The organism is Kerstersia gyiorum (genome assembly GCF_048595715.1).
Lineage (GTDB): Bacteria > Pseudomonadota > Gammaproteobacteria > Burkholderiales > Burkholderiaceae_B > Kerstersia > Kerstersia gyiorum.
Genome location: NZ_CP169556.1, coordinates 219,724 through 233,789, shown reverse-complemented (window position 1 = coordinate 233,789; position 14,066 = coordinate 219,724). Strand labels below are relative to the sequence as shown.

Below are 14,066 nucleotides of genomic sequence, written 5' to 3'. Positions count from 1 at the left end.
GAGCGCATCATGCCGCGCTCATGACAACAGCCAGAACACAATGGACGGGCACAGTGTCAGCACCAGCACACCCACCAGTTGCAGGATCACGAAAGGCGTCACGCCACGATAGATATCCTTGATGCGCACCGACGCCGGCGCCGCCCCCTTCAGGAAGAACAGCGCGAAACCGAAGGGTGGCGTCAGGAACGACGTCTGCAGGTTCACCGATACCAGAATGGCAAACCACAACAACACCATGGACTTCTGGTCTTCCGGTGACAGATGCTCGATACCCAGCGCAGGGGCGAAATCCGGCGTAAAACTGGCAATGATGGGCGCGAATACCGGCAGGATAATCAGCGTGATTTCCAGCCAGTCAAAGAAGAACCCCAGCAGGAAAATCACGACCATCAGCAGGAACAGCAGGCTCCAGTGCGTCAGGCCCATCCACTGGATGAAGTCCAGGATCAGGTCCTCGCCATACAGCGCACGGAACACATAGGAAAATGCAGTAGCGCCGCCGAAGATCAGGAAGATCATGGCCGATGTCAGCGCCGTCTGCATGCAGACCTTATCCACGGTCTCGCGCCGCAGCCGCCCCGAGAATGCCGCCAGTAGGATGGCGCCGAACGCGCCTATCCCCGACGCTTCGGTGGGCGTGGCCCAACCGGCGAAAATCGAGCCCAGCACCAGCACGATCAGGAACGAAACCGGCAGCACCCCTTTGGCAAAGAGGACAAAAAGATTCCAGGCCCCGACTTCACTTTCCTCGCGCTCCACCCGTGGCGCCAGCTGCGGCTTGATCATCGAGATCACTACCACATAGATGCAGTAGAACGCCGCCAGCATCAGGCCCGGCAGAATGGCCGCCAGGAACAGATTGCCCACGGAAATGGCCATGAGATCCGCCATCATGACCAGCATGACCGAAGGCGGCAGCAAGATGCCCAGTGTCGCGCTGGCAGCGATGATGCCCGTGCCCAGCCGTACGTCGTACTTCTGCGCCAGCATGGCAGGCAAAGCCATCATCGTCAGCATCACCACGGAGGCTCCGATGATGCCCGTCGTCGCCGCCAGAATCGTGCCCAGCAATGCAACGGCCAGCGCCAGTCCGCCAGGCACGCGGCGCAGCAGCAACTGCAGTACGCGCAGCAGGTTGTCCGCCACCTGGCTTTTCTCCAGCATGATGCCCATGAAGATGAAGCAGGGCACGGCCACGAGGATCTGGTTATTGGCGGCGTTCTGCCACAGCCGTTCGACGAACAGGTACAGCTCGGAGGTATGCATCACCCCCAGCCCGATCCCGCCCAGCGCGAACAGCAGCGCCAGCCCACCCAGCACCAACCCGACCGGAAAGCCGGTGAACACGAACAACGCCAGGGCGATGAACATGTAGCCGCCCAGGTAGTCATAGAAATGGTTGTAGAGGGCTTCCATCAGCGCACCTCGGCAGAATCATCGCGCACCGCCTCGCCGGCGGGCTGCTGGACCATGCCCAGCCGCGCCAGCGCTTCAGGGCGCAGGACTCGTGGGCCGAACAGGAAAATCACCAGGCGCAGCAGGGTCGCCAGCAAAGCCAGCAACAGCAGGCCCACCCCCAGCAGCAGGAAGGACTTGATGATCCAGCGGTGCGGAATGCCGGTCAGGGCCGCCGAACCCTCGCCCTGCACATAGGCATTCACGACGAATTGCCAGGACTCATAGACCAGGACGCCGCAGAACGGCAGTGCGAACACCAGGATGCAGATGAGTTCGACCCAGCCGCGCTTGCGCTCGGACTGTTTTTCGCGCCAGATATCCACCCGTACGTGCGCGCTGTTGAGATAGGCCAGCGCATAGGCCATCAGGAAAATCATCGCGTGCAGGTGCCACTCGAGCTCCTGCAATTTGGTCGGGGAAATGAAGTCGTACAGCCAGCTATTCATGACCCACTGCTGGATGAATACGATCTTGCGGGTGACGACGTCATAGACGATCACCAGGATGAGCGGCAGAATCAGCCAGGACCCAAGCCGCGCCACACCCGCGCACAGCCTGGAAAGCATGTCTGATAAAACGAGTAACTGGCGCATGGCGGGCTCCACTAACAGCCATCAGATTCCAGCGGGGCGGCGGGCGGCAACCGCAGCCCGCCGCCGCAAGGCAGCATCCACCCGGATGCTGCCGGCCTGCCCCCTTACTTGAGGTAGGCGCGTTCCCCCCAGATCTTGTAATCCTCGCGGAACTTGGACAGGCTGTCCCAGACCTTGGCCGAATCCGGGTTCTGGGCCACCTCCTGCTTGATCACCTTGTCCCAGGCCGTGCTGAAGGCTGCCAGCATTTCTGCCGGCCACATCTTGATCTGCACGCCATCGGCCTCGTTCTGGCGCATGATGGCGTACTGCCCGGCTTCGCCGGCCGCCAGCTGATCCACCAGGGCACGGTCGCAAGACAACTCGATCATGGCCTTCTGTGCCGCATTCAACTTGTTCCAGCTATCCTTGTTGACCAGCAGTTCCTGCACCGTGGATTGCTGGTGCCAGCCGGGGAAGTAATTGAACTTGGCAATCTGGTAGAAGCCCAGGCCCCGGTCGATGGCCGGCACGGATTGCTCGGCGCCATCCAGCGTGCCCAGCTCCAGCGCCTGGTAGATTTCACCCGGCGCCAGCAACTGCGTGGATACCCCGAACTCTTCCATCACTTTTGCACCCAGGCCCAGGAAGCGCATTTTCAGGCCGCGCAGGTCGTCGAGCGACTTGATTTCCTTGCGGAACCAGCCGCCACTCTCGGGCGGCAGGATGCCGCACGGCAGCATGTGAATGTTGTCGCGCGCGTACATTTCCTGCGCCAGCTTCAGGCCATCGCCATAACGCAGCCAGGCCAGCATTTCACCCGCCCCCGGGCCGAAGGGCACCGCAGCAAAGAAGGCATAGGCCGAGTTCTTGCCGACGTTGAACCCGGGCGAACCGTAGGCGGCGTCGACTGCGCCCTTGGACACGGCGTCGTAATACTGCGTACCGGCCACGATGGCGCCCGGCTCGAACACGCGGATATCGAACTTGCCGTCCGACAGCAACTTGACCTCATCACCTATCTGGAAGGCGGTCGCACCGGCGACCGGCATGGCTTTGGCATAGGCGGAATGCATGCGCCAGCGCACGCGTTCCTGGGCATTGGCAACGGTGGACACCCCTATCGTCAGGGCAAGCGCCAGGCCACTGATCACTGCGAGTTTCTTCATTTCCAGCTCCTCTCTTTGTTGTCTCCGGCTCCGGCTTCCCATCAGGCCTGGCCGAATTCCTTCTCGAAATCATGGTAGCGATGCAAACCCACCATTTCCATGAACTCGCCGTAAGTCGCCATATCGTTCGAAATGGCCGCAGTACTGCCATCGTGCCGCAGAACTTCAAGCACCCTGGCGGACGCCTTGGCCGCAGCGAACAATGTCGACAGCGCATAGAACACGATGTCAAAACCCATCTGCTGGATTTCGGCTGCGGTCAATCGCTGTGTTTCATTGCCATCCACGACACTCAGCACCTTGCGCCCGGGCACGTGCCGCGCAATTGCCTCGGCCTGGGCAATCGTCTTCACACCATCGACGAACACAAGGTCTACTCCGGTTTCGGCATACAGATTGGCCCGACGCACGGCTTCCTCGACACCGTGCACGCCCAGCGCATCCGTACGCGCGATCAACAACATGTCCGACCAGGCCCGGGCGCATACCGCCCCCTTCAGCGTACGTACCTGGGCCTCGGCATCCACCAGCTGAATGCCGCTGAGCTGCCCGCAGCGCTTGGGCAGCGTCTGGTCCTCCAGGTGGATGGCCGCGACGCCGATCTGGGCGTAGTCCTCCACTGTGCGCAGCAGGTTGTTGATGCCCCCGTAGCCGGTATCGGCATCGGCAATGACCGGCAGGGCCGTGGCGCGCACCATGCGCCGGGCATGCTCGAGCATTTCGGTCTGCGTCATCAGGCCGAGGTCCGGCATGCCCAGGGTGGTAGCCGTGGCGCCGAAGCCCGTCATATAGACAGCGGGAAAACCGGCCTGCTCCACCAGGCGCGCCGTCAGCGCATCCGCCGCGCCGGGCGCCTGGATCAATGTTCCTGCGTTCAACAGTTCCTTCAGTTTGGACATTCGTCAGACTCCTGACGCCAGGTTCAGCGGCCGCCGGCCACGTCGAGCACACTGGCAGTGATATAGGAAGCGCCGGGCGACAGCAGCCAGACAGCCGCTTCGGCAACTTCGGCGGGCGCCCCCAGACGGCGCATGGGAATGATGTCGGCCAGGGCAGCAATGGCAGCCGGGTCCCCCAGGGAATCCATCTGGATTTCCGTGTCGATGATGCCGGGCGACAGTGCGTTGACGCGCACGTCCGGTGCCAGCTCCTTGGAGAAGGATTGTGTCAGCGTGGCAATCGCGCCCTTGGTGGCGGCATAGGCCATATTGCCCACCATACCCCCGGTGCGCGCCGCAATGGACGCCATGGAAACCATGGAACGCTCGCTGAACCCGCCGCCGCGCGTGGCAAAGGCCGACGTCGCAAAAAATACGCTCTTGAGGTTGACGCCCAGGACGCGGTCCAGTTCCGCCGCGTCAAGATCCGCCAACGTCATGCGCCGGCCGATGATCCCGGCATTGTTGACCAGATGGGCGATACCGCCCCATTGGGCCAGTACGGCATCGGCCGCCGCATCGACCGCAACCTTGTCGCTGACATCAACCTTGAGCGGCAGAATCTGCCCGCCATACCGGTCTGCCAGCGCCGCCAGACGATCTTCCCGCAGGTCCCAGACCGATACCAGGGCATCCAGTGCCAGCAGGCGCTCCACGATTGCACGCCCGATACCGGACGCCCCCCCTGTCACCACCACGACACGCCCGGCGAACCAGGACTGATCATATGTCTGCACCACCGGCGCCTCCCGTAGACCTGCTGCATGGATTTTTGGCGATCTTAGCATAGCAGAACTAGTATGCAATTCGGGTTAGCGAGCAGCGTGGCCAGCGTCCTCTCCCCTGGCTGCGGTACCATAGGAACAACATTGAACAAGGCCGGAATGTGAGCAATAATCGAAGTAGACCATGACTGCCAGCAATGGCCGCCAGCGCCGGGATTTCCATGCTCCCGGCGCCGGAACATCCCATCAATCCGCGTTTGCAATTCCGTTTTCCTGGCCAACCATTGACCACGCGCCAAACCGAAACGCTCGCCCGCCGGGGTGGGATCAAGCAAGGCAATTTCCATCTGGAGTCCATGACTCCCCCGAATGGCGGTGGAATCATTTTCGCCGCCGGGCCGGATCTCTTCACGACAGTTCAGTCATGACAGCAACCAAAAGCACTGCCACCAAGTCCTCCATGTCTGCGGAAGTCGCGGACAAAATCCGTGACGCCATCATCAATGCCGCCTTCGATTTCGGCGAAGCGCTGTCGGAAGAAAACCTGGCCGCCGCCTTCGACGTCAGCCGCACGCCCATCCGCGAAGCGCTGAACCTGCTGCAGCTCGAAGGCCTGGTGAACATCGTGCCGAAATCCGGCACCTATGTGTTCACCCCGTCGCTGGAAGACATCATCGAACTGTGTGAATACCGCGCCTGTCTGGAATTGCAGGCCGCAGAACTGTCTGCGATGCGCAACCCGCTGAACCTCGCCGCTGCACTGGAACGCCTGCTGGGGCAAATGGAACAGGCAGTCCATGACGGCGACATCCGCATCTACGGACAGCTGGACACGCAATACCATCTCGCGTTCCTGGAGAACGCTGGCAACCGTTATCTGATGCAGGGCTACCGCATGATCATGGGCCGCGTCGCCACGCTGCGCACCCAGCTCGCCCTGCATGCCAAGAACGAACCCAAGCGCTCCATGCACGACCACGCGATGATGATTCAGCTCATCCGGGAAAACAAAATCTCGCGCCTGAAAACCGTGCTCTGGACGCATATCATGCGCACCAGCGACAACTTCATGCAGGCCTTCCAGGACAACCCCATCAAGCCGCTGACCCAGAAGGAAGTCGTGCGGCGCAAGCTGCAACAGGGCGGCGCGCTGTAGGCCATACGACACATTCTCGCGCCGGGCGGCCCGCCCGACACGGCCTTCCTGCGCCAGTCCCAGGCGTACTTGCCCGGCCATCGCCCACAGACATCCTTCCCCATCCCGTACACCAACCTGGCCCCTGGCATCCAGCGGCAGCCGGGAATTTGACGCGTTTTTCATTTTTCCTTGACGGATTTTCGACGCCTCGAAATCTACGATCCACAGGTATGAGCTTCCTGCCGCACAGGCATCGGAGCATCTCGCCCACCGCCGGATCGTTTTCGTCATGCCCGCATCTTTTCTTTCCGCCAGCCAGTACCAGGCCCTGCGTTTTGGCCTGAGCGGCGCTGCAGCCACGGCCCTGCATTACCTGATCATGCTGGCCCTGCTGCAAGGCAGCCTGCCGCCCACGGCGGCCACGGCGACAGGAGCACTGGCCGGCGCCTGGGCCAATTACCTCCTGCAATACCACTATGCCTTCCGGCCTGCGTCCCGGCATGCAGCCACCGCCATGAAATACCTGATAGTGGTACTGATCGGTTGGCCCCTGAACCTACTGTTCTTCACAACCCTGTATTCCGGGTTCGCACTGCCCGTTCCTCTCGCACAGATGCTGGCCACGCTATTGCTGGCCCTGTGCAACTACTGGATCTCCAGGAGATTCGTGTTCCTATGAACAATATCCGCACCCTCCGTGCCTCCTCCGCCACACCGACACGGCCACCCGCCCTATCGCTGCTGATCCCTGTCTATAACGAGGCCGACGTCCTGCCCCTGTGCTTCGAGCGCGTTAGCGCCGTGCTGCAGGACATGGACCTCAGCCATGAGATCGTCTTTGTCGATGACGGCAGTACCGACGGCAGCAGCACCGCACTGGCCGCGCTCGCGCTCTCCCAACCTGGCATAAAGGTCGTCCGGCTCAGTCGCAATTTCGGCAAGGAAGCCGCCATGTCCGCCGGACTGGAACACTGTGCCGGCGCCGCCGTCATCATCCTGGACGCCGACCTGCAAGACCCGCCAGAACTCATCCCCGACATGGTGCGGGCCTGGCGCGCCGGTGCAGACATCGTCACCATGCGGCGCCGCTCTCGCGCTGGCGACCCTTGGCACAAGCGCCTGAGCGCCCATCTCTACTACCGCCTGCTGAACCGCCTGAGCGACGTTGCCATCCCCGAGGACACGGGCGATTTCCGCTTGCTCAGCCTCAGGGCCATCCAGGCATTACAACAATTGCCTGAACGTTCACGCTACATGAAGGGCATATTCGCCTGGATCGGCTTCCCGACTACCCAGATCCTCTATGAACGCCAGCCGCGCGCGGCCGGCAGGACCAAATGGAACTACCGTGGCCTGATCGGCCTGGCGATCGAAGGCATCACCTCCTTTTCCATCAAACCGCTGCGCTGGGCCTCGGGTGTCGGCCTGACCGTGGCGGGCGCCGGGCTGGCATACGGCCTGTTCATCGCCACCAAGACCCTGCTGTACGGCGAATCAGTACAGGGTTACCCTTCGCTCATCGCGATCATTGCCTTTCTGGGCGGCGTGCAGCTCATCACCATGGGGCTGCTGGGAGAGTACGTCGGCAAGACCTATATCGAAACCAAGCAGCGCCCCGTCTACCTGATCCGCGATGTCCTGCACAGCCAGGCCGGCAGTGCGCGGGCCAGCGCCCACGCCACCGTACCTGTACAGGAGCCCCGTCATGGCCGCCGCTGAACGCCTGCTGCCACGCTGGCTCTGGTTTCTGGCTGCGTTGTTCGGGCTGCGCCTGGTGCTGATGGCCATCCTGCCCATGGCTGACACCTCCGAACCACGCTATGCGGAAATCGCCAGATTGATGGCCGTCAGCGGCGACTGGATCACCCCCTGGTTCGAACCCGGCACTCCCTTCTGGGGCAAGCCGCCATTTGCCTTCTGGGCTTCCGCCGCCGCATTCCGGCTCTTGGGCGACTGTGACTTTGCCGCCCGCTTACCCGCCTGGCTGGCAACCCTGGCCACCACCGCACTCATCTATGCCTACTCACGTGACCGCATCAGCACGGCGGTCGCTCGCCATGCCACCCTGATATACAGCTCCTGCCTGTTGACCTTCGTCCTGGCTGGCGCCGTGCTGACCGATGCCTACCTGACGCTGGCAATCACGCTATGCCTGGTTGCCTTAGGCAAACAACAGGACGGCTTGCGCCAGGCCTGGGGCTACGCCTTCTTCGCCGGGCTGGCCCTGGGCATGCTGGCCAAGGGGCCGCTGGCGATCGTTCTGGTGCTGGCCGTCTTGCTCCCCTGGCTGCTCTGGCAGCGCCGCGCTGCGCTGGCCTGCCTGCGCCGCCTGCCTTGGACGGGCGGCGTGCTGCTGTTCCTGGCGCTAAGCCTGCCCTGGTATCTCCTGGCCGAACTGAAAACGCCGGGTTTCCTGCAGTACTTCATCGTTGGCGAGCATTTTTACCGCTTCGTCGATCCCGGCTGGCAAGGCGACCTTTACGGCAGCGCTCACCAGCGCGCCTATGGCAGCATCTGGCTGGACTGGATTCTGGCAACACTACCCTGGGGACCATTCGCCATTTATTTGCTGGCGCGCCAGGCCTGGAACCGCCGTGCAGCCAGGCCACGCCTTGCCCGCGTGTCACCGGACATCAGCCTGCTGCTGCTCTGGGCATTGGCCACGCCCCTGTTCTTCACCTTGTCCGGCAATATCCTGTGGACGTACGTACAGCCCGCCCTGCCCGCCTTCGCAATCCTGCTGGCCGCATGGCTGTCGCAGCACGCGCCGGCAAACCCGCCCGCGCTGCACTGGCAAGCCCTGGTCACGCCAGTACCGGTGATTGGACTGCTGCTGGGCATTGCCGTCTGGGCCAACCCCGACATCCTGAAAAGTGAACGCAGCCTGGTGGCCGTGCAGCAGGCACATGCCCAAGACGGCCAACCGCTCTACTACCAGGACAAGCTGCCGTTCTCGGCACGCTACTATTCCAGGGATACTGCCAAACTGCATCGGGGTCCGGTCACCCGGGATTTCCTGGCCCACTACCCTGCTGGCGTCTTTCTGGCCGTCGAACACGACCAATTGGCACAGGCCGGCCTACCACCCGACAGCCCGATCCTGTTCAAAAACCGGCGATACTCCCTGGTGTACGCCAACGGCGCCCGGTATCCAGCGCCACGCAGACAAGGAGATGGCCCGCCATGAACGAACAGCGCATCCGTGTGCTGGTGATCGAAGACAATGCAGCGCTCGCCGCCAATATCAGCGACTTCCTGGAAGACGGCCGCTACCTGCTGGATTTCGCCGCCAACGGCCTGGTCGCGCTGCACCTGGCCTCAGTCAACGATTACGACGTCATCGTCATGGACATCATGCTGCCCGGCATGTCCGGCTTTACCTTGTGCCAGCGCATCCGCAACGACCTGCATTGCGCCACCCCCATCATCATGATGACAGCCAAGGACCATATCGACGACAAAATTACCGGCTTTACCCAGGGCGCGGACGATTATCTCGTCAAACCCTTCCACCTGAAGGAACTGGCGATACGAATCGACGCCCTGTACCGGCGCAGCACCGGCGGCACACCCGTGCTCCATGCCGGCAACATCAGTTTCGACCCCGGCACACTGCGTATCCGCCTGGGCCAGGGCACCCCACTGCAACTGTCAGGCATGCCAGCCAGTATCACTGAAGCTCTGGTCCGCGCCTATCCCAACTTCGTATCCTATGACCAGCTGGCGCAAAGCCTGTGGGGCGACAAGGAAGTCGAGCCGCATACCTTGCGCACCCACATCTACCTGCTGCGCAAACTATTACAGGAAAACCTGGGGGCCAACGTCATCAAGACCCTGCACGGACGCGGCTATTGCATCGCCCCACCCGAGGAATCGTGACGCATGGCCTTCCTTCGCCCCGCACGCACCAGCACCATCGAACGCCGCATCCGCCTCACGGTCCTGTGCGCCATCCTCCTGACGTTCTTCGTCACGGTAGCGTCCGTCCTCATCGCCAACGAGCGGCTGGAAGAATCCCTGCTGGAAATGGATATGCAGACGGAGCGGGATTTCCTGCTGGACAACGCCCGCCCGAATGAAATACTGGTCTGGGACATTGCCACCCTGACTGCTTATTTCGTCCCCGCCGGCATGCAGGCCGACGACCGCATGCCGATGCTGTTCCAGGGTCTGCCGTTCCCCTTTTCCGGGGAAATCGAAGCCGGCAATAACACATACTTGATCACCAGCAGCGTGGTCAACGACGGGCAGCTGTACCTTGCCAAGGACATCACGCTGTTCGAAACCCGCGAAGACGAATTCCACCGTTTCCTGCTGCTTCTGGGCATCGCCGTCATCGCCCTGGGCATCTTTCTGGCTCGCCTGACCGGCAAGCGGCTGGTGGCACCAGTGCAACAGCTTTCCCGGCAAATCCTGGACACCAGGCCGGCACCACACATGCGGCGCGTCACGGAGGATTACCAGGATGCCGAACTGAAGACCATTGCCCGATCCTTCAACCGCTTCCTCAATGAGCTGGAAACCTATGTCAAGCGCGAACAATCGCTGATGGGACTGGCCAGCCACGAACTGCGCACACCCATTGCCGTCATCGCAGGCGCGCTGGATGTCATCGAACGGCGCGGCGGCCTGGGCACTGCCGACCAGGGCGTGTTGCTGCGCATGCGTCGCGCCGTCGATGAAATGGCAGCCAATATCGACATCATCTTGCGCCTTACCCGGCGCAAGGCGCAGGCAGACCGGCGTGTCAGCATCCCGCTCGCTGACCTGGTACAGGCCATACAGGAAGACCTCAACCGCCATCTGCCGGATGCATCACCGCGCCTACAACTGATATCGGTAGCCCAGCCCAAGGTTCAGGGTGATCCGGTACTGGTCAAAATGCTGCTGCGCAACCTTATCCAGAACGCCCTGCAGCACACCGGCGCAAGTGTGGAAGTGCTGTTGTACACCCACTATGTCGATATTCGCGATCATGGCCAGGGGCTACCACAAGCCTATCAGGCCTACCTGAACGACCCGCAGGCCGACGCCAGCGAACTGCTGTCATTGTCCGGGCTGGGCCTGTTCATCGTCAGCCTGATCTGCGAGCGCCTGGGCTGGACGCTGCAGGCCCTGGCCGGAGACGGCCCGGGCAACGTACTGCGCCTCACCTTCCTGCCACCCACGACGGCTGAACTATCAACCTAGTGGCAGAGGCTCGCCTTTCCTCGGCTCGCCCGGCTCGGCCCAGTACCACACAACCTCACGCGACCAGCAGCAGAGCCAGAAATAACAAAGCCCGCTGATTTCCAAAAATGAAATCAACGGGCTTTGAAGAATTCCTGGCGGACAGAGGGGGATTCGAACCCCCGATACGCTTATCACGTATACACGCTTTCCAGGCGTGCGCCTTCAACCACTCGGCCACCTGTCCTAATTACCTACTACGTGCCGCAGGGAAACCCCACAGGTCACGAGAATCCGTAATTCTAGCAAACTTTCATCGTACCCTGCAGCTTTTTCGGTGCATAAGACGAAATATCGCTCGGATCAGGGCGAAGCCACGGACCTTAGTCGGTGACGGCGATCTGGTTGCGCACGCCTACCATGCGCTCGACATAGCGGGCGATGGTGTCGATTTCGATGTTCACCTTGGCGCCAGCCTTCAAGTGGCGCAGGGTGGTCACCGCCACCGTATGCGGGATCAGGTTGATGGCAATTTCACAACCGGCAGGCAGGTCGTGCACACGGTTGACCGTCAGGCTGACGCCATTGACCGTGACCGATCCCTTGTAAGCCAGGTAGATCGCCAGATTGGCAGGCAGGCGCAGCACCAGCTCATGCGATTCACCCACGGGCTCGAAACGCACCACCGTGCCCAGGCCGTCCACGTGGCCGGATACGATATGCCCGCCCAGGTAATCTCCCACGCGCAGCGCCTTCTCCAGGTTGACTTCACCCGGCGCGTCCAGGCCAACCGTGAGGCTCAGGCTTTCACGCGACACATCGACGGCAAAACCGCCTTCTGTCTTTTCCACCACCGTCATGCAGGCGCCCTGTATGGCAATGGAGTCCCCCAGCGCCACGTCGGACAAGTCCAACGCATTGGCGCGGATGGTCAGGCGCACGCCCGACGCAGCATCCGCGCCCAGCGGCGTCACGGTTTCAATGTTCCCGACGGCGGCAACGATTCCAGTAAACATGACTGCTCCTGCTGAAAATTATCGCGAGGGCGGCCTCCTGCCCCCGCTCAGTCTCCGGCACATCACGCCGGCCAATTCCGAAAGGATACTCCACCCCGGAACACACATGCACCCATCCGGGCCAGGCGGGCCGAAGCCGCCGGCCACGGCCCCTTTACCCAAGGCGCACCTGCGCACGCAGGGCGTCCCAGTGTTCCGCCACTCTGGCGCGCACGCGCACGTCCGCGCCCAGCCGCACCATGTCGGTGAACTCGAAGCGCCGCGCCTGCGCCAGGCTGCTCAAGGCAGGCAACCTGGCCATGGGCTGCGCATCGCCCAGCAGCACGGGCGCCACATAGGAGATCAATTCATCGACGCACCCGGCACGCAGCAAGGCGCCATTGAGTCCCGGGCCGGCTTCCACGTGAACTTCATTGACACCATCCGCAGCCAGCCACTGCATCACCGCCGGCAGGTCAACCGTTCCCGGGCGCTCGCCCGGCAGCAGGATCACCTGCACGCCACGCTGCGCCAGGCGGGCCGCCTTGGCATCGTCTTCACGTGCGGTAAAAACCAGCAGCGGCGCGCCTTCGATCAACAAGGCATCCTCGGGCAAGCGGAAATCGCCGTCTATCAGGGCCTTGCGTGGCTGACGCGGGGTCTCCAGCGCACGTACGTTGAGACGCGGATTGTCATGCAGCACCGTACCGATGCCGGTCAGCACCACGCAGCTGCGAGCGCGCCAGCGATGGCCGTCATCACGGGCCTGCGGACCGGTAATCCATTGCGACTGACCGTTCTCCAGGGCGCTGCGGCCATCCAGTGAGGCCGCCGTCTTGAGCCAGGCCCAAGGCGTGCCCCGGCTCATCCTGGCCACAAAGCCGATATTGAGCGCCAGCGCTTCTTCTTCGCAGATACCAGCAACAGTCTGGATGCCCGCGGCGCGCAGGCGCGCCATGCCCCGGCCATTGACCAGAGGGTTGGGATCGCCCATGGCTGCCACGACACGGCCCAGCCCTGCCGCCACCAACGCATCGCAGCAGGGCGGCGTGCGGCCAAAGTGGCTGCAAGGCTCCAGCGTGACATAAGCCGTCGCGCCACGCACATCGACGCCACGGGCGGCAGCATCCCGCAGGGCGCAGACTTCCGCGTGCGGGCCGCCGACAGCCTGGGTCGCCCCTGCGCCCAGCAGCACGCCATCGCGCACGATGACGCAGCCTACCCTGGGGTTGGGAGTCGTGATGTTGGTCACTGCTTCCGCCAGCGCCAGCGCCCGGCGCATCCAGGCGATATCCTGATCAGCCATGCTTGTTTCCTTGAGGCCCGCACGCGGCGCGGCCTGCAATATCGCTGCTATTTGTCTTTCGGCGCCTCGCCACGCGGCCCCTGCATGGCCCGGATGGCACGGACAAACTCACCGATGTCCTCAAAGCTCTGGTAGACAGAGGCATAGCGCACGTAGGCGACCTGATCCAGGTTCTTGAGTTCCTGCATGACCAGTTCCCCCACGCGAGAACTCGGGACTTCGCGCAGGCCGCTGGTCATGAGCGCTTCTTCGATGCGCACCACTGCGGCATCCACGTCTGCCGTCGCAACCGGGCGCTTGCGCAGTGCCAGGGCCAGGCTGGCACGCAACTTGGCACGCTCATAGTCGGTGCGGCTGCCATTGCGCTTGACGATGTACGGCAGGTCCAGCTCCGCCCTCTCGAAGGTCGTGAAGCGGCGTTCGCAAGCGAGACAGCGGCGGCGCCGGCGTATGGTCTGTCCTTCTTCCATGGCGCGGGAATCCAGCACCTGGGTGTCCTGATGGCCGCAAAAAGGGCATTTCACGCTGTCAGTCTCCTGTTTCCAGAATGCAAAAACGCGACTCGCATCATATACGAGCCGCGTTCCTCCGGG

General features: G+C 62.5%; 15 protein-coding genes and 1 tRNA gene. 7 read left to right on the top strand and 9 right to left on the bottom strand.

Features of this window, described 5'->3' with window-relative positions; all coding sequences use genetic code 11:
- Nucleotides 1–18 precede the first annotated feature (18 nt).
- The 5 genes from ACEW7X_RS00985 to ACEW7X_RS00965 form a co-directional block, all read right to left on the bottom strand.
- Nucleotides 19–1,419: a TRAP transporter large permease gene (locus ACEW7X_RS00985; protein ID WP_420177500.1), complete on the bottom strand. Its 1,401-nt coding sequence runs from the start codon at nucleotides 1,417–1,419 to the stop codon at nucleotides 19–21.
- Nucleotides 1,419–2,054, bottom strand: coding sequence for a TRAP transporter small permease subunit (locus ACEW7X_RS00980; RefSeq protein WP_420177499.1), 636 nt, complete (start codon nucleotides 2,052–2,054; stop codon nucleotides 1,419–1,421). Before ACEW7X_RS00980 ends, ACEW7X_RS00985 begins: the two co-directional genes overlap by 1 nt.
- A gap of 104 nt (nucleotides 2,055–2,158) precedes the next feature.
- The gene (locus ACEW7X_RS00975) at nucleotides 2,159–3,202 is read right to left on the bottom strand and encodes a TRAP transporter substrate-binding protein (protein WP_068372646.1); all 1,044 of its coding nucleotides are present in this window, start codon (nucleotides 3,200–3,202) and stop codon (nucleotides 2,159–2,161) included.
- A 41-nt stretch (nucleotides 3,203–3,243) separates the two neighbouring features.
- Complete coding sequence (locus ACEW7X_RS00970) at nucleotides 3,244–4,101, bottom strand: isocitrate lyase/PEP mutase family protein (protein ID WP_068372649.1); 858 nt, start codon at nucleotides 4,099–4,101, stop codon at nucleotides 3,244–3,246.
- Between the two features lie 23 nt (nucleotides 4,102–4,124).
- Nucleotides 4,125–4,877: an SDR family NAD(P)-dependent oxidoreductase gene (locus ACEW7X_RS00965; protein WP_205704130.1), complete on the bottom strand. Its 753-nt coding sequence runs from the start codon at nucleotides 4,875–4,877 to the stop codon at nucleotides 4,125–4,127.
- A gap of 185 nt (nucleotides 4,878–5,062) precedes the next feature.
- On the opposite strand from ACEW7X_RS00965, the gene ACEW7X_RS00960 reads away from it, so the two are divergent.
- The 7 genes from ACEW7X_RS00960 (at nucleotide 5,063) to ACEW7X_RS00930 (ending at nucleotide 11,193) form a co-directional block, all read left to right on the top strand.
- The gene (locus ACEW7X_RS00960; protein ID WP_068372652.1) at nucleotides 5,063–5,293 is read left to right on the top strand and encodes a hypothetical protein; all 231 of its coding nucleotides are present in this window, start codon (nucleotides 5,063–5,065) and stop codon (nucleotides 5,291–5,293) included.
- Nucleotides 5,290–6,021 (top strand): GntR family transcriptional regulator, encoded by a 732-nt coding sequence (locus ACEW7X_RS00955; RefSeq protein WP_068372653.1) that lies wholly within the window; start codon nucleotides 5,290–5,292, stop codon nucleotides 6,019–6,021. The genes ACEW7X_RS00960 and ACEW7X_RS00955 overlap by 4 nt, the downstream gene beginning before the upstream one ends.
- Before the next feature lie 271 nt (nucleotides 6,022–6,292).
- Nucleotides 6,293–6,682: a GtrA family protein gene (locus ACEW7X_RS00950; protein ID WP_068372657.1), complete on the top strand. Its 390-nt coding sequence runs from the start codon at nucleotides 6,293–6,295 to the stop codon at nucleotides 6,680–6,682.
- Complete coding sequence (locus ACEW7X_RS00945; RefSeq protein ID WP_068372660.1) at nucleotides 6,679–7,722, top strand: glycosyltransferase family 2 protein; 1,044 nt, start codon at nucleotides 6,679–6,681, stop codon at nucleotides 7,720–7,722. Before ACEW7X_RS00950 ends, ACEW7X_RS00945 begins: the two co-directional genes overlap by 4 nt.
- Nucleotides 7,709–9,190, top strand: a complete 1,482-nt coding sequence (locus ACEW7X_RS00940; protein ID WP_130486263.1) for an ArnT family glycosyltransferase — start codon at nucleotides 7,709–7,711, stop codon at nucleotides 9,188–9,190. The genes ACEW7X_RS00945 and ACEW7X_RS00940 overlap by 14 nt, the downstream gene beginning before the upstream one ends.
- Nucleotides 9,187–9,882, top strand: coding sequence for a response regulator transcription factor (locus tag ACEW7X_RS00935; protein ID WP_068372664.1), 696 nt, complete (start codon nucleotides 9,187–9,189; stop codon nucleotides 9,880–9,882). The genes ACEW7X_RS00940 and ACEW7X_RS00935 overlap by 4 nt, the downstream gene beginning before the upstream one ends.
- A 3-nt stretch (nucleotides 9,883–9,885) precedes the next feature.
- On the top strand, nucleotides 9,886–11,193 hold the full coding sequence (locus tag ACEW7X_RS00930; protein WP_420177498.1) for a sensor histidine kinase: 1,308 nt from the start codon (nucleotides 9,886–9,888) through the stop codon (nucleotides 11,191–11,193).
- Between the two features lie 135 nt (nucleotides 11,194–11,328).
- Here the strand turns inward: ACEW7X_RS00930 and ACEW7X_RS00925 are convergent.
- The 4 genes from ACEW7X_RS00925 to nrdR all read right to left on the bottom strand — a co-directional run bounded on the left by ACEW7X_RS00925 (nucleotide 11,329) and on the right by nrdR (nucleotide 13,997).
- Nucleotides 11,329–11,419: transfer RNA gene (locus ACEW7X_RS00925), tRNA-Ser, on the bottom strand.
- Between the two features lie 136 nt (nucleotides 11,420–11,555).
- Entirely contained in the window at nucleotides 11,556–12,188 is a 633-nt protein-coding gene (locus ACEW7X_RS00920; RefSeq protein ID WP_068372669.1) for a riboflavin synthase, read from the bottom strand.
- Between the two features lie 154 nt (nucleotides 12,189–12,342).
- Nucleotides 12,343–13,449: a bifunctional diaminohydroxyphosphoribosylaminopyrimidine deaminase/5-amino-6-(5-phosphoribosylamino)uracil reductase RibD gene (ribD, locus tag ACEW7X_RS00915; RefSeq protein WP_068372975.1), complete on the bottom strand. Its 1,107-nt coding sequence runs from the start codon at nucleotides 13,447–13,449 to the stop codon at nucleotides 12,343–12,345.
- A gap of 71 nt (nucleotides 13,450–13,520) precedes the next feature.
- Entirely contained in the window at nucleotides 13,521–13,997 is a 477-nt protein-coding gene (gene nrdR / locus ACEW7X_RS00910) for a transcriptional regulator NrdR (protein ID WP_068372672.1), read from the bottom strand.
- Nucleotides 13,998–14,066: the final 69 nt, after the last annotated feature.